The 20,189-nt window shown below is 71.5% G+C and carries 28 protein-coding genes; 17 read left to right on the top strand and 11 right to left on the bottom strand.

All coding sequences use genetic code 11. The annotated features are described in order from the left end of the window. A partial coding sequence (locus V7Z97_RS15670; RefSeq protein ID WP_334164368.1) for a PepSY-associated TM helix domain-containing protein occupies positions 1 to 410 on the bottom strand: 410 nt, incomplete at its 3' end. 114 nt (positions 411 to 524) lie between these two features. Here V7Z97_RS15670 and V7Z97_RS15665 point away from each other — a divergent pair. The 4 genes from V7Z97_RS15665 to V7Z97_RS15650 all read left to right on the top strand — a co-directional run bounded on the left by V7Z97_RS15665 (position 525) and on the right by V7Z97_RS15650 (position 4,030). Beyond that, the gene (locus tag V7Z97_RS15665) at positions 525 to 2,612 is read left to right on the top strand and encodes a TonB-dependent siderophore receptor (protein ID WP_334164367.1); all 2,088 of its coding nucleotides are present in this window, start codon (positions 525 to 527) and stop codon (positions 2,610 to 2,612) included. Between the two features lie 120 nt (positions 2,613 to 2,732). Then, a complete protein-coding gene (locus tag V7Z97_RS15660) occupies positions 2,733 to 2,984 on the top strand; it encodes a DUF2249 domain-containing protein (RefSeq protein WP_334164366.1) in 252 nt (83 codons plus the stop codon). Positions 2,985 to 3,011: 27 nt separating this feature from the next. Beyond that, positions 3,012 to 3,524: a 6-pyruvoyl trahydropterin synthase family protein gene (locus V7Z97_RS15655; RefSeq protein WP_334164365.1), complete on the top strand. Its 513-nt coding sequence runs from the start codon at positions 3,012 to 3,014 to the stop codon at positions 3,522 to 3,524. 128 nt (positions 3,525 to 3,652) lie between these two features. Next, complete coding sequence (locus V7Z97_RS15650) at positions 3,653 to 4,030, top strand: glycine zipper 2TM domain-containing protein (protein WP_334164364.1); 378 nt, start codon at positions 3,653 to 3,655, stop codon at positions 4,028 to 4,030. 45 nt (positions 4,031 to 4,075) lie between these two features. Here V7Z97_RS15650 and V7Z97_RS15645 read toward each other — a convergent pair whose 3' ends face one another. The 3 genes from V7Z97_RS15645 to V7Z97_RS15635 form a co-directional block, all read right to left on the bottom strand. Continuing rightward, positions 4,076 to 4,465 carry a VOC family protein gene (locus V7Z97_RS15645; protein WP_334164363.1) on the bottom strand — a complete coding sequence of 130 codons (390 nt, stop codon included), beginning with the start codon at positions 4,463 to 4,465 and terminating at the stop codon, positions 4,076 to 4,078. 166 nt (positions 4,466 to 4,631) lie between these two features. Beyond that, positions 4,632 to 4,886, bottom strand: a complete 255-nt coding sequence (locus V7Z97_RS15640; protein ID WP_334164362.1) for a hypothetical protein — start codon at positions 4,884 to 4,886, stop codon at positions 4,632 to 4,634. Positions 4,887 to 4,967: 81 nt separating this feature from the next. Further along, on the bottom strand, positions 4,968 to 5,786 hold the full coding sequence (locus V7Z97_RS15635) for a hypothetical protein (RefSeq protein WP_334164361.1): 819 nt from the start codon (positions 5,784 to 5,786) through the stop codon (positions 4,968 to 4,970). 199 nt (positions 5,787 to 5,985) lie between these two features. On the opposite strand from V7Z97_RS15635, the gene V7Z97_RS15630 reads away from it, so the two are divergent. Further along, complete coding sequence (locus tag V7Z97_RS15630) at positions 5,986 to 6,516, top strand: OmpA family protein (RefSeq protein WP_334164360.1); 531 nt, start codon at positions 5,986 to 5,988, stop codon at positions 6,514 to 6,516. Between the two features lie 65 nt (positions 6,517 to 6,581). Here V7Z97_RS15630 and V7Z97_RS15625 read toward each other — a convergent pair whose 3' ends face one another. After that, on the bottom strand, positions 6,582 to 6,794 hold the full coding sequence (locus tag V7Z97_RS15625) for an alkylphosphonate utilization protein (protein ID WP_334164369.1): 213 nt from the start codon (positions 6,792 to 6,794) through the stop codon (positions 6,582 to 6,584). A 158-nt stretch (positions 6,795 to 6,952) separates the two neighbouring features. Here V7Z97_RS15625 and V7Z97_RS15620 point away from each other — a divergent pair, with 158 nt between their 5' ends. Next, positions 6,953 to 7,123, top strand: a complete 171-nt coding sequence (locus V7Z97_RS15620) for a hypothetical protein (protein ID WP_334164359.1) — start codon at positions 6,953 to 6,955, stop codon at positions 7,121 to 7,123. Next, entirely contained in the window at positions 7,124 to 7,306 is a 183-nt protein-coding gene (locus V7Z97_RS15615; protein ID WP_325459841.1) for a DUF3606 domain-containing protein, read from the top strand. A 10-nt stretch (positions 7,307 to 7,316) separates the two neighbouring features. On the opposite strand, the gene V7Z97_RS15610 is transcribed toward V7Z97_RS15615, so the two are convergent. Beyond that, positions 7,317 to 9,254 carry an O-linked N-acetylglucosamine transferase, SPINDLY family protein gene (locus tag V7Z97_RS15610; RefSeq protein WP_334164358.1) on the bottom strand — a complete coding sequence of 646 codons (1,938 nt, stop codon included), beginning with the start codon at positions 9,252 to 9,254 and terminating at the stop codon, positions 7,317 to 7,319. A gap of 201 nt (positions 9,255 to 9,455) precedes the next feature. Between V7Z97_RS15610 and V7Z97_RS15605 the strand changes: the two genes are divergently transcribed. Next, positions 9,456 to 10,391 (top strand): hypothetical protein, encoded by a 936-nt coding sequence (locus V7Z97_RS15605; RefSeq protein WP_334164357.1) that lies wholly within the window; start codon positions 9,456 to 9,458, stop codon positions 10,389 to 10,391. Here V7Z97_RS15605 and yghU read toward each other — a convergent pair. The 4 genes from yghU to V7Z97_RS15585 form a co-directional block, all read right to left on the bottom strand. Next, positions 10,388 to 11,266 carry a glutathione-dependent disulfide-bond oxidoreductase gene (gene yghU, locus V7Z97_RS15600; RefSeq protein WP_334164356.1) on the bottom strand — a complete coding sequence of 293 codons (879 nt, stop codon included), beginning with the start codon at positions 11,264 to 11,266 and terminating at the stop codon, positions 10,388 to 10,390. The two genes, V7Z97_RS15605 and yghU, sit on opposite strands and share 4 nt — an antisense overlap. Before the next feature lie 102 nt (positions 11,267 to 11,368). Beyond that, the gene (locus V7Z97_RS15595; RefSeq protein WP_334164355.1) at positions 11,369 to 11,554 is read right to left on the bottom strand and encodes a hypothetical protein; all 186 of its coding nucleotides are present in this window, start codon (positions 11,552 to 11,554) and stop codon (positions 11,369 to 11,371) included. 86 nt (positions 11,555 to 11,640) lie between these two features. Next, positions 11,641 to 11,850: a cold-shock protein gene (locus V7Z97_RS15590; protein ID WP_334164354.1), complete on the bottom strand. Its 210-nt coding sequence runs from the start codon at positions 11,848 to 11,850 to the stop codon at positions 11,641 to 11,643. A gap of 265 nt (positions 11,851 to 12,115) precedes the next feature. Further along, a complete protein-coding gene (locus V7Z97_RS15585; RefSeq protein WP_334164353.1) occupies positions 12,116 to 12,406 on the bottom strand; it encodes a DUF1330 domain-containing protein in 291 nt (96 codons plus the stop codon). 152 nt (positions 12,407 to 12,558) lie between these two features. Here V7Z97_RS15585 and V7Z97_RS15580 point away from each other — a divergent pair, with 152 nt between their 5' ends. Together V7Z97_RS15580 and ruvC are read left to right on the top strand one after the other, a co-directional pair. Beyond that, the gene (locus tag V7Z97_RS15580; RefSeq protein ID WP_334164352.1) at positions 12,559 to 13,017 is read left to right on the top strand and encodes a DUF1579 domain-containing protein; all 459 of its coding nucleotides are present in this window, start codon (positions 12,559 to 12,561) and stop codon (positions 13,015 to 13,017) included. 99 nt (positions 13,018 to 13,116) lie between these two features. Next, positions 13,117 to 13,659 (top strand): crossover junction endodeoxyribonuclease RuvC, encoded by a 543-nt coding sequence (gene ruvC, locus V7Z97_RS15575; RefSeq protein WP_334164351.1) that lies wholly within the window; start codon positions 13,117 to 13,119, stop codon positions 13,657 to 13,659. Positions 13,660 to 13,684: 25 nt separating this feature from the next. Here ruvC and V7Z97_RS15570 read toward each other — a convergent pair whose 3' ends face one another. Further along, a complete protein-coding gene (locus V7Z97_RS15570) occupies positions 13,685 to 14,434 on the bottom strand; it encodes an HPF/RaiA family ribosome-associated protein (protein ID WP_334164350.1) in 750 nt (249 codons plus the stop codon). A 207-nt stretch (positions 14,435 to 14,641) separates the two neighbouring features. On the opposite strand from V7Z97_RS15570, the gene ruvA reads away from it, so the two are divergent. The 7 genes from ruvA to tolB all read left to right on the top strand — a co-directional run. Continuing rightward, entirely contained in the window at positions 14,642 to 15,256 is a 615-nt protein-coding gene (ruvA, locus tag V7Z97_RS15565) for a Holliday junction branch migration protein RuvA (RefSeq protein WP_334164349.1), read from the top strand. Then, positions 15,253 to 16,287, top strand: a complete 1,035-nt coding sequence (ruvB, locus tag V7Z97_RS15560; protein WP_334164348.1) for a Holliday junction branch migration DNA helicase RuvB — start codon at positions 15,253 to 15,255, stop codon at positions 16,285 to 16,287. Before ruvA ends, ruvB begins: the two co-directional genes overlap by 4 nt. A 63-nt stretch (positions 16,288 to 16,350) precedes the next feature. Continuing rightward, positions 16,351 to 16,803 (top strand): YbgC/FadM family acyl-CoA thioesterase, encoded by a 453-nt coding sequence (locus V7Z97_RS15555; RefSeq protein ID WP_334164347.1) that lies wholly within the window; start codon positions 16,351 to 16,353, stop codon positions 16,801 to 16,803. 55 nt (positions 16,804 to 16,858) lie between these two features. Beyond that, positions 16,859 to 17,560: a protein TolQ gene (gene tolQ, locus V7Z97_RS15550; protein WP_334164346.1), complete on the top strand. Its 702-nt coding sequence runs from the start codon at positions 16,859 to 16,861 to the stop codon at positions 17,558 to 17,560. 1 nt (position 17,561) lies between these two features. Beyond that, positions 17,562 to 18,056: an ExbD/TolR family protein gene (locus V7Z97_RS15545; RefSeq protein WP_334164345.1), complete on the top strand. Its 495-nt coding sequence runs from the start codon at positions 17,562 to 17,564 to the stop codon at positions 18,054 to 18,056. Beyond that, positions 18,053 to 18,892 carry an energy transducer TonB gene (locus V7Z97_RS15540; protein ID WP_334164344.1) on the top strand — a complete coding sequence of 280 codons (840 nt, stop codon included), beginning with the start codon at positions 18,053 to 18,055 and terminating at the stop codon, positions 18,890 to 18,892. The genes V7Z97_RS15545 and V7Z97_RS15540 overlap by 4 nt, the downstream gene beginning before the upstream one ends. 17 nt (positions 18,893 to 18,909) lie before the next feature. Next, positions 18,910 to 20,189 (top strand): Tol-Pal system beta propeller repeat protein TolB (gene tolB, locus V7Z97_RS15535; RefSeq protein ID WP_334164343.1); only part of this gene is annotated, 1,280 nt, incomplete at its 3' end.

Genomic DNA, 20,189 nt, shown 5'->3' with positions numbered 1-20,189 from the left:
AGGAACGGCAGCAGGTTCTCGCGGCTGAGCGAGGGCCGGCCCCAGAACCGCTGGCCCTGCACCTCCCCCGTCGCCGGGTCCATCGCGACCTGGTTGTAGTCCAGCGGCCGGGCCTTGCCGGTGGCTGGGTCGGGCCTCGACTCCACCCCGAACAGCACCGCCTCGCCGGGCTCCAGGGCGATCGGCGCCCAGGTCACCTGCAGCTCCGGCCGCGCCCGCTCCAGCGCCTGGGCCAGCGCCAGGGTCGGTATCGCCGGACCCTCGGTGCGGGCATCGTAGAGCCCGGGGTTCAAGGCGCCGTCCAGCTCGTGGTCCCACGAGATCACCGCCCCCGTCAGGCCGGCGATGAACAGGAAGGCCGCGGTCGAAAGCCCCAGCCAACGGTGCACCGCCACCCACAACGTCCGCATGCGTCTCTCCTCGGCCGCCCGGCCAAGCTTCCCTTGATTTCCTGCAAATAGGAGTTATTCGCATCAAGAACGCAACTAAGAATCATTCGCATGTATGTCCAAGGGGCCTTTCCGATGCATCTCCGCCGCCGCCTCCTCTCCGCCACCGTGCTGGCCGGCGCGCTCGCCGCCGCCCTGCCCGCCCTTGCCGAGGACGAGGCGGCCACGGTCGCCGAGGTGCTGGTGACGGCGCGGCGCGACGATCGCACCTCAAAGGGCGCGACAGGCCTCGACCTCAGCCTGACCGAGACGCCGCAGGCGGTGACGGTCGTGGACCGCGAATTCATGGACAGCTTCGGGCTCGACGAGGTGAATCAGGTGCTGTCCCTGGTCACCGGGGTGAACGTCGAGGCGGTCGAGACCGACCGGACCTATTACAACGCTCGGGGTTTCGACATCAAAAGCATGCAGGTGGACGGGGTAGGCCTCCCCTTCACCTGGAACGTCGTCGGCGCGCTCGACACCGCGGGATACGAGAAGGTGGAGGTGGTGCGCGGCGCCAACGGCCTGCTCACCGGCACCGGCAACCCGTCGGGCACCATCAACTACGTCCGCAAGCGCCCCACCAACGACTTCCGCGGCGAGGGCGAGCTGACGGTCGGCTCCTGGAGCCGCGTGCGGGGCGAGGTGGACGCCTCCGGGCCGTTCACCGCCTCGGGTCTCTGGGCCGGCCGAGTCGTCGCTGTCGTGGAGGACAAGGAGAGCCACCTCGACCTCTATGGCAATGACCGGACCTTCCTCTACGGCGTGGCGGAAGGCCAAGTGGGCGACAACGCCATCCTCACCGCCGGCTACACCCGCCAGGATAACAAATCCGACGGCGTGCTCTGGGGCGCGCTGCCGATGCAGTACGCCGACGGAACGCAGACCCGATACGACCCGTCCACCACCACCTCCATGGACTGGACGCAGTGGGCTACCCTCTCCAACACCGCCTTCGTCGAGCTGATCTATGCCCTTCCCGGCGACTGGGAGGCCAAGGGCATCGTCACCTACAACGACTTCGACGAGCGCTCGGTGCTCTTCTACACCTACGGAAACCCCGACATTCAGACGGGTCTCGGTCTTTTCGGCTGGCCGGCCAACTACGAGCAGAACTCCAACCGCCTGCTGTTCGACGCCAGCGTCGCAGGCCCGTTCGAGGCCTTCGGCCGCCGCCACGAGGCGATGCTGGGTGTGAGCCTCTCCGACATGCAGTCCGGGTACCTGTCCTATCCTGCGCCGGCCGACCACCCAGCGTGGGGGCCCCTGCCCGCCTTCCCCGGCTGGACGGGCTCCGAGATCGCCGAGCCGGCCTGGGGCGCGCCGCACCAGGAGGCCAACTGGACCTACCGCATGAACCGGCTGTTCGGCGTCGTCCACCTGGATCTCGCGGACAGCCTCAAGGCCATCGTCGGCTTCAACGCCATCGACGTGAAAGCAGAGGGGAACAGCTTCGGGGAGTCCATGGCGAGCGAGGAGGGCGCCGTCAGCCCCTATGTCGGCATGGCCTGGACCTTCGCGCCCGGCCTGTCGCTTTACGCCAGCTACAGCGACATCTTCGAGCCCCAGGGCGAGAGCGACGAGACCTTCCGCCCGCTTGGGGCCGCCCGGGGCGACAGCTACGAGGCAGGGGTGAAGGGCGAGTGGATGGGCGGGCGGCTCTACGCCGCCGCCATCGTCTTCAAGGCGCGGCAGGACAACTACGCCGAATACGCCGGCGCGACGCCCGAGGGCATCAGCTACTACCGTGGCGTCGACACCCGATCCAAGGGCGTGGAGCTGGAGGTGGCGGGCGAGGTCGCTCCGGGCCTCAAGCTTTCCGGCGGTTACACCCAGCTGGAGATCGAGGGTCGCGAGGGCGAGGACGTGCGCACCTTCATCCCGCGCAAGACCCTGGTCCTCTCCGCCGTCTGGCGCCCCCCGGCGGTCCCGGAGCTGGAGCTCGGCGGCAATCTCAAGTGGCAGGACGAGATCCACCTTGAGAACTGGCTGGGCGCCATCCGCCAGGAGAGCTACGCGACCCTCAACCTGGTGGCCGCCTGGCAGGTCACCGACCGGGTCAAGGCGACGGTGCGCGTCAACAACGTCACCGACGAGGCCTACCTGGCCAGCCTCTACTGGGACCAGGCCTTCTACGCCCCGACCCGCAACGTGCAGGCGAGCCTGCGCTACAGCTTCTAGCCAGGAGAGCGGCCGCGCCCCTCCCTCCCCGCTCAAGGGGGCGGGAGGGGCGCAGTTTGTCCACGCGCAAAGTCGCGGCCGCCGCGCACCCCTAGGGTCTGCCGCAAACCGGAGCCCCCCATGACCGCCGAGACCCAGGACATCCCCGCCTATCCGTTCGACGCCCGCGGCGTCGCCAAGCGCTTCCGCCACGCGGCCATCTTCGGCGCGCTGGAGGCGCTGGGCCCGGGCGAGGCGATGCGGTTCGTGAACGACCACGACCCGCTGCCGCTGCTGGCGCAGCTCGACGCCCGCTTCGGCGAGACCCTGCAGGTGGAGTACCTGCAGCGATCTCCGGCCGGAGTGATCATCGACTTCATCCGGCTGGCCTGAGGCCGGCCCGCCCCGCCGGAGGCCCCCATGGCCTGGATCTCCACCAAGACCTACGGCGCGGAGCGCGGCCTGACGTGCGCCTTGCGCCAGTGGCCCGCCGACAGCCATTGCGCCCTGCTGCACGGCTATTCGCTGGCCTTCCGTTTCACCTTCGCCGCCGAGCAGCTCGACGCCCGTGGCTGGGTGGTGGACTTCGGGTCCGGCGGCTTCGGGGCGATCCGGGAATGGCTTCACGCCACCTTCGACCACACCCTTCTGGTGGCTGAGGACGACCCCGCCCGCCCTGAGCTGGCTCAACTGCAGGAGCTCGGGCTTGCGCGGATTCAGATTGTGCCCGGGGCAAGCTGCGAGATGCTCGCCCGCTTCGTGTTCGAAGCGGCCCAGCCGATGATCGAGAAGACCACCGGCGGCCGCTGCTGGATCGCCGAGGTGGAGTGCCGCGAGCACGGCGCCAACAGCGCCATCTACCGCAATCCGGACGCCGTCCTTCGCGAGGTGTCGGCGGAGGCGCTCACGGCGCTGGCAGCGCAGCTGGGTTAACCCTGCAACCTGTCGCCCAGATGAACGGGGGGCTCCGGAGGGGTTCAGACCGTGACCGTTAGGTTCGTCCTCAGCATCGCCGATGTCGCCCAGGTCAGGGCGCCCGGCGCAGGCAGAGGAGTTGAGCCATGAAGAAGACGATGACCAAGGTTGCGGTCGCCCTTACGGCCGCCGGTGCGCTCGCCCTGCCGGCCAGCCAGGCCGCCGCGGGCACGTCCAAGACCGAAAGCGCCCTGATCGGCGCGGTGCTGGGCGGCGTCGCCGGCGCGGCGGTCGGCAACGGCAAGACCGAGTCCATGGCGATCGGCGCGGTGGCCGGCGCGGCCCTGGGCTACGCTGTGGACAAGAGCAACGACCGCAAGACCTACCGCAGTTCCCGCTATCGGACGACGCAGCCCTACTACGGCGCCCGCTACCCGTCCGACAGCCGCGCGTACTACGGCCGCACCAACAGCCGCTACGGCTATGATCGCTACGGCTACGATCGCTACGGCTACCGCCGCTAGCACCGTCTCCGAGCAGAGGGCGCCGCGCCAGCGGCGCCCTTTTCGTCAGGCGCCCCCGGTCTGGGACAGGCTCAGCACGTTGCCGTCCGGGTCCGGAAACCAGGCCACCTTGGTGCGCCCGTCGGGCGAGCTCCAGATTCCCAGGTCGTCCTGGCCCATGCCGTCGTAGACCGTGAACACCACGCCCCGGTCCCGCAGGTCCCTGGCCACCGGCTCCAGATCCGGCACATTCCAGCCGAACACCGGGTGGGGATGAGGCTGGTAGTCCGGCAGCACGGTGATCCGCAACAGGGCGCCGCCCGCGAGCAGGAAATCCCCGAATTCGTCCGCCGCGTGCATCGGCATGCCGAGCGTGTCGCGATAGAAGGCGAGCGCCCGCTCGCGGTCGGACACCTGGATGAAGGCGACCGCCTGCCCCGGCAATGGCGTGTTCATCCCACCTCCGCTGCTCCCAGCAACGAGACCGAGCATGGCGCCGCTGGCGCCCGCCGCCAAGCTGGCCGCAATCGCGCTCAACGAAAAGCCCCGCCGTCCGGTGAGGGACGGCGGGGCTCTCGGGATAGCCTCGGCCGCGGCTCCGCTCCGCGGCTGGGGAATGTCCTTACGGGTTGGTAGCCGGAGCCTCGGTGGTCGGCGTGTTGGCGGTGGTGGCGCCGCCGTCGGCGTTGCCGGCCTGTTGCTCGATGGCGTCGGCCTGGGCGTTCAGCGCGCTTTCCTGCGCTTCGTTCGGGGTGGCGGCGGCCTGGGATTCCAGGGCGTCGGCCTTGGCCTCGGCGGCCTTGTCGGCTTCGCTGTTGGTGCAGGCGGCGAGGCTGAGGGCCGCACAGGCGGCCGCAATCGCGGTGATAGCGCGCATCGGAAGTCTTCTCCTTTGATAGGTTCCCCTATCCTGGTTGAGCGCACGAAACCGTGATCGGTTTCACGGCCAAGCCGATTTTTATCGGGCGATGCTCCGTCCGAGCAGATCCGTCCAGCGCCAGCGGCCCGAGCCCAGCACCAGCCTGGGCGAGCCGGGCCCGTCGGCCATGGAGAGCACCACCCGCCCCTCCACCGGCTCGCGGCGGCAGGCCTCGGGGGCGAAGCCCACCTCCATGATGATCGCCTGGCGCACGCCGGCCAGGCCCTTGCCCGCCTGGGCGCCGCTCCGCACCCAGTCGCCGTCCCAGACCAGCACCGCGGCCTTGCCTGCCCCGACCACCGAGCGCTGCGCCTCGGCGGCGGCGGCGCGCACCTCCGGATCTTCCCGCAGCGCCGCCTGCAGGCGACGGACCATGTCGCAGGTCTGGCCCGTCCCCTCCCTCCCGGCCCCACCGCCGCCCACGCCCGATCCACCTCCGGCGGTGATCGCGCCCGCCAGCTGCGACTCCGACAGCCCTGGGACCGGCTGCGGCGCAGGCGTGGCGGGCAGGACCACCGGCGTCACCTCGGGCGGCAGGGGTACGGGCCTGAGGGCGCGGGGCGGGGCCGGCCTCGGCGGTTCGGGACGGACCGGCGGCGAAGGCGAGGCCCTGGCGGGCCCTGCGGCGGCCGGCTCCGGCTCCAGCGGCGGCGGCGGAGGCGGGGTCACGAGGCTCAGCACCACCGGATCCGGCAGGTGCGCCATCTCCGTCGGCGCGTCGCCGCGCGTGGCCAGGAAGACCAGCGGGATCGCAAGGTGCAGGGCTAGGCTCGCCCCGCCGGCGGCCCAGCGCCGACGACGGGCGCGCCGCAAGCGCGCCGCCCGGTCCGTCGCCGGCCTGGGGCTCTGCGTCTCCATCCCCGCCTCTGGACCACGGGCTCGCGTCAGGATCGTGGCGCCGCGCCGCATGGCAGACGGTACAGCCAAGCTGCCGTCTTCCGGCCACGCTCGCGTCATGAGGCCGCCACCGGCCGAACGGCACGTACACATTGGCGTGAGCCTTGGGGGTGGGGACTTTGCTGAAAGGAAACGCAAATTGACCCACGCAAGAACTAGGATGGTGGCCGTGACGGGCGCGGTCGCGATGGCCGGGCTGCTGGCGAGCGGCTGCGCCAGCCACCGCTTCGTCCGTGACCAGGTGGCGGTCGTCGATACCCGCGTCACCGGGGTGGAAGGCACCGCCGGCGAGGCCCTGGCCCGCGCCAATGCCGCCCACAAGCTGGCCGAGGGCAAGTTCCTCTACGAGGTCGTCCTGTCCGACGACTCCGTGAAGTTCCCCGTCGACCGCCACGCGCTCTCGCCCGAGGCCGAGGCCCGGCTCGCGGAGTTCGCCCAGCGGCTGAAGTCGGAGAACCGCAACGTCTACCTGGAGATCCAGGGCCACACCGACGCCACCGGTCCCGAGGCCTACAACGACCAGCTTGGCGAGGCCCGCGCCGAAGCCGTGCGCAAGTACCTGAGCCAGCAGGGCGTGGCGCTCAACCGGATGGCCACCATCTCCTACGGCGAGGAGGCCCCCGTGGCCCCCAACGACACCCCCGACGGCCGGTCGCAGAACCGGCGCGTGGCGATCGTCGTCCTGAGCTGAGGCCGTCCTGAGCTGAGGTCCGGCGGCGGCTCCCTGGGACGGAGGAGCCGCCGCCGATCCTGTTGTCAGGCCTTGCGCACGAACTCCGCGCGCAGCACCAGGCCCCTGATGCCCTCGTGACGGCAGTCGATCTCCTGCGGATCGCCGGTCAGGCGGATGGAACGGATCACCGTGCCGCGCTTTAGCGTCTGGCCGGCGCCCTTGACCTTGAGGTCCTTGATCAGGGTCACCGCGTCCCCGTCGGCGAGCAGGTTGCCCGCCGAGTCGCGCACCTCCACCTGGCCGGCCACCCTGGCCTTATCGGCCGCCTCCGCCGCACTGATCCACTCGCCCGTGGCCTCGTCATAGACGAACTCGCCGTCGCTCATCGCACCCTCCCGGAGATCCCCAGCCGCGGGTTTAGCTCCCGCCGCCCCGCATGTGCTAGGCTGCATCGATGAGCGACCCTTCCGACGACGGCCCGGCCGAGACCCCGATGCAGCGGGCCTTGCGCCTGAAGAAGGCGGCGCTGGACGCCCAGCCGAAGCCGCCTCGCGGCGGCCGCTTCCAGCGCGAGCAGACGGCCCGCGTCGCCGCCGGCGCCTCCAAGCCCTGGATGAAGAAGTAGATGGCCGGCCTGAAGGACAAGCGCGGCTTCATCGACAAGGACCGCCTGGACCTCTCCGAGCGCAAGGCGGTCGAGTACTGGATGAAACGCTGGGGCGTCACCCGGGACCAGCTCACCGCCGCCCACCGCAAGGTCGGACGGCTCACCAAGGACATCGCCGCCGAGCTCGGCAAGCGCCGCTGAGGCGACGCGGTCAGGGCCCGCGCCCCAGCATCCCGACGTACAAGGCTTCCAGGGCGGCCACATAGGCCGGGGTGTCGAACACCGGCGACCGTTCGCGCGCGGCCGCCACTTTCCGGCGGATCGCCCCCAGCGCAGCCGGCTCGGCGAGCAGACGCCGCGCCCGGTCCAGGTAGTCGTCGGCGTCGATGGCGACGAGTTCCGGCAGGTCGGAGGCCCGCAGCAGGCTCGCCGCGACCCGGCCGGCGAAGGTGTCGCCTTCCCGCGTGAGCAGCGGCAGCCCGGCCCAGAGGGCGTCGCTCGCCGTTGTGTGGGCCGAGCAGGGCCAAGTGTCCAGGAATAGGTCGGCGTGCGCCAGCCGCTCCAGGTGTTCCGCCGGGCGCGCGGCCGGGGCGAACACCAGCCGGGCGGGATCGACGCCGTGGCCCCGGGCCTCCCGGCCGAGGTTGCGGGCCGCGTCGCGGTCGTCCTGCAGCAGCCAGAGCACCGCCCGTGGCGTCTCCGCCAGCAGGCGCATCCATAGGCCGAAGACCTCCGGCGTGATCTTGTAGGAGGCGTTGAAGCTGGCGAGCACCAGCGCGTCCTCCGGCAGGCCGTGGTCGAGGCGCCGCGTCGGCGGCCCCGGACGCCGTGTCCGGTCGTTGGGCTGGTAGCAGCCGGGCAGTCGCGCCACCCGCTCGGCGTAGAGCCCCTCCTCGCCCGGCCGCACGAGGACCGGATCGGCCACGATCCAGTCGATGAAGGCCGCCCCCAGGGTCATGGGATAGCCGAGGTAGCTCACCTGCACCGGCGCCGCGCCGTGGGCGAAGATCTCCGGCCTGGAGCCGGCGGTGAGCCCCTTCAGGTCCACCGCGATGTCGAGGCCGAGCCCGCGAGCCATGCCGGCCACGTCGGCGTCCCCGATCCGCCGCACGTCGTAGAACCGGTCGAACCCCGACTTCAGGCGGGCCTGCAGGGCGTCGCCAGTGTCGGGTCCGAAGGAGAAGGCCGTCACCTCGAAGCGGCTGCGGTCGTGCAGCTCGACCACCTCAGCCAGCAGGCGGCCCGTGGCGTGGTCGTGGAAATCCGCCGAGAAATAACCCAGCCGGATCCGCGCCGACGGAGGCGGCGGCGTCCGAACTCGCACAGCCGCGCTGGTCGCGGCCATGTAGGCCTCCGCGCAGCGGCGCTGGATGTCGGGCCCCACCGGCACTGCCACCAAGGGGAACGGCGCGCTGGCGGGCGCCCCGGCGTCGATCCGACCGGCGAGGTCCGCCACGGCCGCGTCGAAGCCGTCCCACCGGCAGGCGCGCATCCGGGCGTGCAGCCGGTAGCCGGCCAGGAACGGCTCGTCCGGACGGCGCGCGAAGGCCGCGTCATAGGCCTCCGCCGCCTCACCCCAGCGGCCGAGAGCCCCGAGCGCGTGCCCCCTCACCATCCGCGGCCGGGCCGCGTCCGGAGCAGCCAGCGCCGCGCGGTCCGCCCAGTCCAGCGCCTCGGCCGGCCGCGCCAGCGCCAGGCACGCCCGACCCGCGTTCATCAATCCCGCGTCGCCGGCCTGAGCGAAGGCCGCCAGGGCCTCGGCGAACCGCCCGAGTCCCATCAGCGCGTTCCCGCGGGCGTTCTGGGCGGTGGCCAGGTCTGGCTCGATCCCCAGCGCCCTGTCGGCGCTGGCGAGCGCCTGCGACCATCGCTTCAGGTCGTTGAGCAGGTTGGCGCGGTTGGCGAGGACCAGCGGCGCCTCCGGCTCGAGCGCCAGGCAGGCGTCGTAGATGGCCAGGGCCTCCGCGGGGCGGCCGAGCCTCCGCAGGATGGCCCCGAGGTTAGCCGCAGCCTCCGCCTGCCCTGGCGCGAGCCACAGGACCTCGCGATAGGTGGCGGCCGCCGCCTCCAGGCGGCCGGACGCATGGCGCCGTTCGGCCTCGGCCAGGCGCTCGGCGACGTCGGCGGGGAGCTGGGGGAGGCTCGGCATCGGCGCGGAGGAAGTCCAGGCGCCTTCCCGCGTCAACCAATTTTGTCCCGATACGGAATATCCGTGTTCGGTGGATTTCGTTCGCTCGGCGGGCGGCGCTGAAATGCCGCGTTTGCCTAACGGCCCGGCGGAGCCATGATCGTCACGCAGGTGAGACGGGCGCCGGCAAGACGATGTGACGCGCCCGGGATTCCTCGCCTCATGCAGCTTGACCTTACGAGCCTCAGCGCTTCGGAGCTCCGGAGCCTCCTGGACTCCGCCCGCGGCCGCGGCCAAGCCGCCCAGTCCTATCAGATCCTGCAGGAGATGGCCCGGCGTCGCGAGGGCGATCCGAAGCCCCCTGGCCGCCGCCGTCCGGCCGAGCCCAGGTTCATCGAGCTCGACCTCGGCGACCCGCTGGAGCGTCGGGACGAGGACGACCAACTGGCCATGCCAGACCCGCCGGCGTCGACGGCGGAGGCTGACGGCGACGCCGACCCGCTCGCCGGCCTCACCCTGGCCAGCCCGCCGCCGGGACCGCCTGCGAAACGCCCGCGCGGGCGCCGCGGTCCGCCGGCACTGGTGGTGTTCGCCGCCGGCGCATCGGTGGGTGTCGCCGCCGGGGTGGCGCTCGCCATGTGGACCGGCGTCGGCGCCTCCCGCGCCCTGTCTCCTGCGCCGCCGGCGGCCCAGGCCGCCGCGGTCCAGCAACCGGCCGGCCTTACGTCCGCCGTCGCCGAGATCGGCCCGTCGCCCGCCGCGCCGGTTGAGACCGCCGCTGCGGACGCGCCCGCGCTGGAAGGACTCGACGTCGTGCTGACCCCGCCGGAGTTCCCCGACGCGCTGAAGGAGGCCACCGCCGGCGCTCCCGAACGGCTGTCCGCGGCCGGACCCGACGCCTGTTCGTCGGAGCCGACGCCGGCCGACCGCGCGATCTGCGCCGACCCGGCGCTGCAGCGCCTGCAAAGGGAGCTCCGCCAGGCCTATGCCGAGGCGCTCGAGGCCCACGCCGACCGCAGCCTGCTGCGCCAGCGCCAGCTGGTCTGGCGGGACGCGCGCAGCGGGGTGGACGATCCCGAGCGGCTGGCCGGCCTCTACGAGCAGCGGATCCGCAAGCTTGTCGCCGCGACCGCCGACGCCCGGCGCCAGCGGCCCTAGGAGGCCGCCGCCGCCACCTTGTCCTGGGTCTTGGACTCGAAATCGGAGGCGTCGTGGCGCTCGTGCAGCTGGCTGGCCGGATCCCCCCAAGTGCGGTTGACCATCCGCCCACGCTTCACCGCCGGCCGCTCGGCGATCTGGTCGGCCCAGCGGATCACGTTCTTGTACTCGTGCACCGACAGGAATTCTCCGGCGTCGTAGAGCACGCCCTTCACCAGGCCGCCGTACCAGGGCCAGACGGCGATGTCGGCGATTGTGTACTCGCTTCCCGCCAAGTACTCAGCCTCGGCCAGCCTACGGTCCAGCACGTCGAGCTGCCGCTTGGTCTCCATGGCGAAGCGGTCGATGGCGTATTCGAACTTCTCCGGCGCATAGGCGTAGAAGTGGCCGAACCCGCCGCCCAGATAGGGCGCGCTGCCCATCTGCCAGAACAGCCACGACAGGCACTCGGCCCGCGCGGCGCCGTCCTGCGGAAGGAAGGCCCCGAACTTCTCGGCCAGGTGCAGCAGGATCGCCCCGCTCTCGAACACCCGGACGGGCTCGGGCCCGGATCGGTCCATCAGCGCCGGGATCTTGGAATTGGGGTTCACGGCGACGAAACCGGAGCCGAACTGGTCGCCGTTGCCGATCACCGTCAGCCAGGCGTCGTACTCCGCGCCCGCATGTCCGGCCGCCAGCAGCTCCTCGAACATCACCGTCACCTTCACCCCGTTGGGCGTGGCGAGGGAGTAGAGTTGGAAGGGGTGCTTGCCGACCGGAAGGTCCTTGTCCTGCGTCGGCCCGGCCACCGGCCGGTTGATGTTGGCGAACCGGCCCCCGTTCGCCCTGTTCCAGGTCCACACCTTCGGCGGCGTATAGGCGGCTGTCTCGCTCATGCTCGGCTCCTGATCGGCTGATCGGCGCCGACCCATCCGCAGCGCCGCATCCGATGTGGGGCGCCCCAGGGCCTTTGACCAGCCCGGCGGTCGTCGCGGAGCCTAGCCTTCGCCCTTGGAGGACGCGGCGCAGATAGCTTCCAGGTGGCTCTTGATGTTGCGGGGCGACAGGAGCGCGTCGACGGCGCGGCAGCCGTCCTCGTTCAGCTGGCGCCGGAGCTGCGCCAGGTTGGCGTACCGGCCGGTGCGGGCCAGGGCGTACGCCCGTTCGATGGTCGAGAGGGTCATGATGATCTGATCCGCATATGAAAAAGGCGGCCGGCTTTCGCCCGCCGCCCTGTCCATGACCCGCCGCTCACGCGGCGGGAGGCGTCTTAGGCCGCTTGCAGCTGGCCAGCGGACATCTTGCCGCTGCGCTGGTCGCGTTCCATCTCGAAGCCGAGCTTCTGGCCTTCGTGCAGCGAGCCGAGGCCCGCGCGCTCGACCGCGGAGATGTGGACGAACACGTCCGCGCCGCCGTCGTCGGGTTGGATGAAGCCGAAGCCCTTGGTGGGGTTGAACCACTTCACGGTGCCGGTAGTCATGATAATCACCATATATAGTGCGAGTTGTCGCACGCCCCGGACAGGGCGCGAGATCAGAAAGTCGGAGAGGGTCTAGGCAGGCTCGGGCTCGATCCGAAGAACAAGCGTGGAGAGCAACCGAACCGAAAACGATATTCGATAACTCCTTATCTCACACTTCGCGGCCGGGCGCCAGGAATTTCTCCGGTGCAGGCTGAATCCCCCGGCCGCGCCGTTCCCGACAGCCGCTTTTTCTTGGCCCGCCGGGACCCGCCCGGCCGCGCCGCTAGGGCGGCCCGTCCACGAGCACCAGCCGGCTGATCGTCGTCCGGCGGCGCACCTCGAACAGCGTCCGGCAATCCGGATCGGCGAGGAACGCCTCGGCGTCCGCCCGCGACGGAAATTCGATGACCACCAGCCGCTGCGGGCGCCAGTCGCCCTCCACCACCGTCGGCTTCGCGCCCTGCACAACATAGCGGCCGCCGTGCCGACCGATGTGCGCCGGGATCGCCGCCACATAGGCCATGAAGTCCCTGAGGTGCGTCACCTCGAAGTCGAGCACCAGATAGGCCTTCATCCCGCACGCTCCGGTCCGCCGCGCGCCGCCACCGCATCGCCGCCCTAGCCTACATGCCTGGACGCATCCCGTGCTGAGGGTGTGTTGCTGACAAGCCCTGGCAGCAGCGCCTCGCTACTCCGGGCGCCGAACGGAAACACGGAGAACGGACGATGGGCGACTTCGGCTTTCAGACCGGGGAGTGGCGCGTACGCCACCGCAAGCTGAAGCAGCGGCTGGTCGGCTCATCGGAATGGGTGGAATTCGCCGGGACCTGTCGAGCCTTCGAGGTCATGGGCGGCGACGCGAACGTCGAAGACAACTTCCTCGACGATCCCGCCGGAGCCTATCGGGCGGCCGCCTTCCGCCGCCGCGATCCCGAGACCGGCCAGTGGTCGATCTGGTGGCACGACGGGCGCTCAGGCGCGTTGGAGTCGCCCGTGCAGGGCGGTTTCCAGGATGGCCTCGGGACCTTCCTCGCCAAGGACACCCTGAACGGCCGGCCGATACTCGTCCGCTTCGTCTGGTCCGACATCACCGTGACCACGGCGCGCTGGGAGCAGGCGTTCTCGGCCGACGACGGCGCGACCTGGGAGGTCAATTGGGTCATGACCTTCGAGCGCGTGGCGTAATCGCCGACAATCCTGCGGCTGCTTCGCGCCAAAGGCAGACGATCCCCCTCTTAACCCCCCCTTCACCATGCCGGCCGCATCCGTCACCCTGGTGAACAGATGACGAACGCGATTCGCCCTTCCGGTCCGGCGCCCGTGCGCATCCTGGGCCTCGATCCCGGCCTCCGCCGCACGGGGTGGGGGGTTGTGGCGTGCGAGGGCGCCAGGCTCTCCCACGTGGCCCACGGGGTGATCACGCCGGACACGGCCGCCCCCTTCGCCGAGCGGCTGTTGACGCTCTTCGAGGCGATCTCCGAGGTCATCGCCCTGCACGCGCCGCACGAGGCCGCCGTGGAGGAGACCTTCATGAACAACAACGCCGCCTCCGCCCTCAAGCTCGGCCACGCCCGGGCCTGCGCCATGCTGGCCCCGGCGCGAGCCGGGCTCACCGTCGCGGAATACGCCGCCACCGTGGTGAAGAAGGCGGTGGTCGGCACCGGCTCGGCCGACAAGGCGCAGGTCGGCTTCATGATCGCCCGCCTGCTCCCGGCGGCCGGCAGGACCACCGCCGACGCCGCCGACGCGCTGGCCGTGGCCATCGCCCACGCCCACGCTCGCACGGCCCGCGGCCACACGGCCCGGGCGGCCCACCGGGCCGCCTGAGCCGCACGCCGCGCCGGGCCGCCGCCTACATGGCGCCGCGGATCGTCTCGCCGCGCCGGCGGTGGTCGCGCCGCTTGCCCAGCTCGCTCTCGAGCACGCGGGACAGCTTGGCGAGCGCTCCCGCCACCGCCTCGTCGATGGAGCTGCCGTGATCGCTGGCCGCCAGCGGGCCGGAGCCGGCCGGCCGCGCCTCGATCGAACAACGCTTGTCGCCGGGGCCGGATCGCGAGCCGTTCTCGTCGGCGAGGAACACTTCCACATGGGTGAGCTGACCCTGGAACCGGCGCAGGGCCTTGCGCACGGCGGCTTCCACCTGGCCGGCGACGCTCTCGGTCCCCGGCAGGTGGTTGTCGGTGTTCACCAGCACCTGCAGGCCGCGCTCGGCCCCGGCCGGAGCGGAGACATCGGCCGCGTCGTCGCCTCCGGCCTCCTCAGCGTCCTGGAAGCTCCGCGCCTCCTCGCCGACCTCGGTGTCGTCCTCCAGCCGCGCGGCGTCGGCCGCCCGGTCGTTGCGCGAGCGGTTCTTGCGCCAGGCGCGGGTGTCCGTCGGGCTGGGGCTGTCGGTGGCGTGGGACTTGGAGCTGCGCACCCCGTCCACGTGGCTGTGCTTCTCGTCCCGCTCGCCGCCGCCGCCGGACACCTGGCTGACCCGCGGCCGGGAGCCCACAGCGCCTTCCGGCGGTCCGACTACGGGGTCCGGCATCGGCTTGGTGGCGTCCTCGTGGCTCGCGCCCGGGCCGCCCCAGCGGATGGTGTTCGGGTGCTTCTCGGGCATGGCGGTCTCCTCGTGGTTGCCGGGATCCCGGCGGAGCGGGCTCCGGCCGGGTCTTGCCAACGCGCGACGCCGCGTGAACGTTCTGCAGCAGCCGGGATGCGGGCCGCCGTTCACGTTTGATCAAGGCTGTTGACCTGATCTAGGCAGGCTGGAACAGATGCCGAACATGATTCCCCGAGCCCATCGCCTCTCCGCCGGATCGCCCAGATGATCGGCCGCCTGCACGGGATCGTCGCCGAGGTCGACGAGGAGGAGGCCCTGATCGACGTGGCCGGGGTCGGCTACGTCGTCCGATGCGGCGCCAGGACCCTGTCGCGCCTGCCCGAGGTCGGCGGCGAGGCCGTCGTGCATGTGGAAAGCCAGTGGGGCGAGCAGACCGGCCTGACCCTCTACGGCTTCCTTGGCCGCGAGGAGCGACGCGCCTTCGTGATCCTGAAGACCATCCAGGGTGTCGGGCCGAAGGCGGCGTTGGCGGTGCTCGACGTGCTGAGCCCCGCCGAGCTCGCCGCCGCCTGCGCCCGCGACGACAGGGCCGCCGTGGCCCGCGCGCAGGGGGTGGGGCCGAAGCTCGCCCAGCGCATCGTGCTGGAGCTGAAGGGCAAGCCGATCACCGAGGGCCCCGTCGCCGCCTTCCACGCCACGGCCGCCCCATCCGTCCCCGTGAAGCCGTCGGCCTCCGGCGAGGCGGTCGCGGCGCTCATGGGTCTGGGCGTCGCCGAGCCCGCCGCCCGCCGCGTCGTCGAACAGGCCTCCCTCCGGCTTGGCGAAGACGCCGAGGTCCAGGCCCTCATCAAGGCCGGCCTCCAGGAGCTGGGGCGGTGACCCGCCTCGTTTCCGGCGACGCGCAGCCCTTGGAGGGGCAGGACCGGGCGCTCCGGCCGCAGACGCTGGCCGAGTTCGTCGGCCAGAAGCAGGCGAAGGCGAACCTCTCCGTCTTCATCGACGCCGCCCGCGGCCGGGGTGAGGCGCTGGACCATGTGCTGCTGTTCGGCCCGCCTGGGCTCGGCAAGACGACGCTCGCCCAGATCGTCGCCCGCGAGCTGGGCGTGAACTTCCGCGCCACCTCCGGCCCCGTGCTCGCCAAGGCCGGGGACCTGGCGGCCATCCTCACCAACCTTGAGCCGCGCGACGTCCTGTTCATCGACGAGATCCACCGGCTGGCGGCCAACGTCGAGGAGATCCTCTACCCGGCCATGGAGGACCACGTCCTCGACCTGGTGATCGGCGAAGGCCCCTCGGCGCGCTCCATCCGCATCGACCTCGCCCCCTTCACCCTGGTGGCCGCGACGACCCGGGCGGGCCTTCTGGCCACGCCGTTGCGCGACCGCTTCGGCATCCCGCTGCGGCTCGAGTTCTACACCCACGAGGAGCTTTCCCAGGTGCTCACCGGCGCCGCCGGCAAGCTCGGCCTGTCGCTGGCGCCGGAGGGCGCGGCCGAGATCGCCCGGCGCTCGCGCGGCACGCCCCGGGTGGCCGGCCGTCTTCTGCGCCGGGTGCGCGACTTCGCGGCGGCCGACGGCTCCACGGTGATCGACCGCAAGGCCGCCGCCTCGGCGCTCGCACGGCTCGACGTGGATGAGCACGGGCTGGACGCGCTGGACCGCCGCTACCTCCGCGCCCTTATCGAGAACTATGGCGGCGGGCCCGCGGGCGTGGAGACGCTGGCCTACGCCATCGCCGAGGCGCGCGACGCGGTGGAGGACGTCATCGAGCCCTTCCTGTTGCAGCAGGGCTTCCTGCAGCGCACGCCGCGCGGCCGGATGGCCACGGCGCGCGCCTACGAGCACCTGGGCCTGACCGCGCCGCCCGCGCCCCAGGCCCGTGGCGTCGAGCCCGACCTGTTCGACAAATAGTGACCCGGGCATAACGCCCGCATGTTCACCGTTCCTCGCCGGGAGCCGCTAGACTCACGCCCGATGGATGCGAATCAACCCTCCGCCGGCTGGCTCGAAGGTCGCGAGCACGTGCTGCCCGTGCGCGTCTACTACGAGGACACCGACTTCACCGGGGTGGTCTACCACGGCAACTACGCCCGCTTCTTCGAGCGCGGCCGCAGCGACTTCCTGCGGGTGGCCGGGATCAGCCACGCGGCCCTGCTTGAGCGCCCGGACCCAGCCGCCTTCACGGTCGTGAAGCTCTGCATCGAGTACCGGCGCGCTGCCCGCATCGACGACGCCTTGCAGGTGCGCACCCTCTACGAGTCGGTGAAGGGGCCCAGGCTGTTCATCCGCCAGCGGATCGTCCGGGGAGACGAACTGATCGCCACCGCCGACGTAGAGGCTGCCTGCATCGACCTGGCCGGCCGGCCGCGCAAGCCGCCGTCGGGCCTCGTGGAGGCGCTTAGGCCGCTGTTCGCCGAGGCGCCTTAAGTTCGCCGCAGGACCGCGCAAACCACACACTCAAGCCCCTCGCTCCGGAAACCCCATGGATTCAGCCGCCGCCGTCAGCCCCGACACCTTCGACGCCCTCAACCTCTTCCTGCGCGCCGATTGGGTGGTGAAGCTGGTGATGATCGGGCTCGCCGCCGCCTCGCTGTGGTCGTGGACGGTGATCCTCGACAAGCTGTTCCGCTTCGCCGCGCTGAACCGCGAGGCCAACCGCTTCGAGGACGCCGTGGCCTCGGGCCGCAGCCTGGAGGAGATCGCCGCCGAGGCCGGCGAGCGCCCGCGCCACGCCCTTCCCCGCATGCTGCAGGGTGCGCTGAAGGAATGGCGCGACGCCCGTCAGAAGGGCCAGACCGACAGTCAGGCCGCCTTCCTCGTCCAGCGCATCGACCGGGTGCTCGACACCATCATCGCCCGCGAGAGCCAGCGCATCGAGGAAGGGCTGGGCACGCTCGCCATCGTCGCCACCGCCTCGCCCTTCGTGGGGCTGTTCGGCACCGTCTGGGGCATCATGCACGCCTTCCAGTCCATCGCGATCCAGAAGAACACCTCGCTGGCCGTGGTCGCGCCGTCCATCGCGGAGGCCCTGTTCGCCACGGCCATCGGCCTGGTGGCGGCGATCCCCGCCTACATCGCCTTCAACGCCTTCTCGACGAAGGCGGGGAAGTACACCGCCCGACTCGAGGGCTTCGCCGACGACCTCTCCACCGCCATCCAGCGGCGCCTGGCGGAGCGGGTCTGAGATGGGGCTTTCGGCCAACGACGCCTTCGCCGCCGGCGGCCGCCGCAACCGCCGCCGCTACGGCCGCGGCCGGCGCGGCACGCTGTCGGAGATCAACGTCACCCCGCTGGTCGACGTCATGCTGGTGCTGCTGATCATCTTCATGATCTCGGCGCCCCTGCTGACCGCCGGCGTGCCGGTTGAGCTGCCGAAGACCGAGGCCGGCGCCATGCAGGACGAGGCCGAGCCCATCACCGTGTCGATTCAGGCCAACGGCTCCATCTTCGTGGGCGAGGATCCGATCGCGTTCTCGCGCCTGGCCCCCCGGCTGAAGGAGATGGCCGGCCCCGCGACCACCAAGCCGATCTACGTCCGCGCGGACGGCCAGGCATCCTATGAGGTCGTCGCCCAGGTAATGGCCTCGCTCTCCACCTCCGGCTTCACCTCGATCAACCTGATCACCGACACCGGCGGCCCGTCGTCGGGCGCCAGCCCCGAGGAGGCGGCCGCCCCGTGATCCGCAGGGAGCTGTCACCGGCCGCCGCAGGCTCCGTCCTTCTCCACGCCGGGGTAGCCGCGGCCCTGCTCATCTCCTGGCCCTGGACCCGGGACCTGAAGGTGGGCGCGGTGGTGCCGGTGACGATCGTGGCCAATGCGCCGGTGACCGACCTGCGGGCGGCCGAGCAGGCGCCGGTGGAGCAGACCGCCCAGACCGAGCTGCCGGTTCCGGACGCGCCGCCGGAGTCCTCGCCGCCCGAGCCTACGCCCGCGCCACCCGCGCCGCCGACGCCGGCCCCCACCCCGACACCCAAGGCGGCGCCCCCGAAGGCGGCGCCAACGCCCGCGCCGAAAGCCGTCCAGACGCCGGCGCCGAAGACCGCGCCCGCGAAGTCCCAGCCGAAGCCGGCCGAGAAGAGCCTCGATTTCGACGCCCTGCTGGCCAGCATCCCCAAGGCGAAGAGCGCGCCGGCCCGGCCCTCCTCGGCGCAGAAGGGCTCCTCCCAGGCGGAGACGGCCGCCGAGGCGCGACCCAACCTCGGCTCCGGCCTGTCGGCCGCCCAGGCCATGACCGGCCTCGCCGACGAGCTCCAACGCCGCTGGAACCCGAACTGCGAGGTGGAGGGCGGCCGCGAAGTCGTCGTGCGCGTCACCTTCGCCCTCGGCGCCGGCGGCCAGTTGGTCGGCGAGCCTGCCGCCGAGATCCGCGGCGCGCGCAATGCGGTGGCCCAGGCCGCCGCCGACCGTGCGGTGCGGGCCGTCTATGCCGCGTCGCCCTTCCGCAACCTGCCCCGCGAGTTCTACGGACAGCGCGTGGCCGTGAATTTCAACGCCCGCGAGGCCTGCAAGCTATGATCCCCCGGAGCCTATCCATGCGGCTGAAGACCCTGATGCTGGCCCTCGTGGCGGTGCTCGCCGTCGGCGTGGCCGCCCCCGCCGCGCACGCCGAGATCGAGGTCAACGTCAACCGGGGCGATGTCCAGCCCCTTCCCGTCGCCGTTCCCGCCTTCGGCGGCGGCCAGGTGGGGGGCGACATCGCCGGCGTGATCTCCGGCAACCTGCAGCGCTCGGGCCTCTTCCGGCCGCTGGATCCGGCCAGCTTCCTCGAGCGCGACCTGAACGCCGCTGTGCAGCCCCGCTTCGCCGACTGGAAGCAGATTAACGCCCAGGCGCTGGTCAACGGCCAGGTGACCGTGGAAGGCGGACGGCTGCGGGTGGACTTCCGCCTGTGGGACGTGTTCGCCGAGCAGCAGCTGCTCGGTCTGCAGTTCACGTCTTCGCCGGAGAACTGGCGGCGTGTGGCCCACAAGATTTCCGACGCCGTCTATGAGCGTCTGACCGGGGAGAAGGGCTATTTCGACACCCGCGTGGTCTTCGTGGCCGAGAGCGGCGGGCGCGGCGCGCGCACCAAGCGCCTGGCGATCATGGACCAGGACGGCGCCAACCCCTCCTATCTGACCGACGGCTCCTACATCGTCATGACGCCGAGGTTCTCCTCCAACAGCCAGGAGATCACCTACATGGCGCTCCGGCCCGAGGGCTCGTCGATCTACCTGTTCAACCTGGAGACCGGCCGGCGCGAGAGCCTGGGCGATTTTCGCGGCATGGTGTTCGCGCCCCGCTTCTCCGCCGATGGCGGCAAGGTGGCCTTCTCGGTGGAGCGCGGCGGCAACTCCGACATCTTCGTCATGGACCTCCGGAGCCGCCAGACCGCGCGGCTCACCGCGGACCCGGGAATCGACACCTCGGCCTCGTTCTCGCCGGACGGCTCGCGGATCGTCTTCAACTCCGACCGCTCCGGCTCGCCGCAGCTCTACGTCATGGGCGCGGACGGCTCGAACCCGCGCCGCATCACCTTCGGCGGCGGGCGCTACACCACGCCGGTGTGGAGCCCGACGGGCGAATTCATCGCCTTCACCAAGCAGTCCGGCGGCCAGTTCCATATCGGCGTCATGCGCGCCGACGGGACGGACGAGCGGCTGCTCACCTCCGGCTATCTGGACGAGGGCCCGACGTGGGCGCCGAACGGCCGCGTGCTGATGTTCTCGCGCGAAACCCGTGGCGGCGCGCCGAGGCTCTGGAGCGTGGACGTCACCGGCCGGATCCTCCAGCCCGTCCCCTACCCCACCTCGGGCTCGGACCCCGCCTGGTC

It is taken from the genome of Phenylobacterium sp., from assembly GCF_036821595.1.
GTDB lineage: Bacteria > Pseudomonadota > Alphaproteobacteria > Caulobacterales > Caulobacteraceae > Phenylobacterium.
This window is presented reverse-complemented; position numbering and strand designations above follow the sequence as displayed.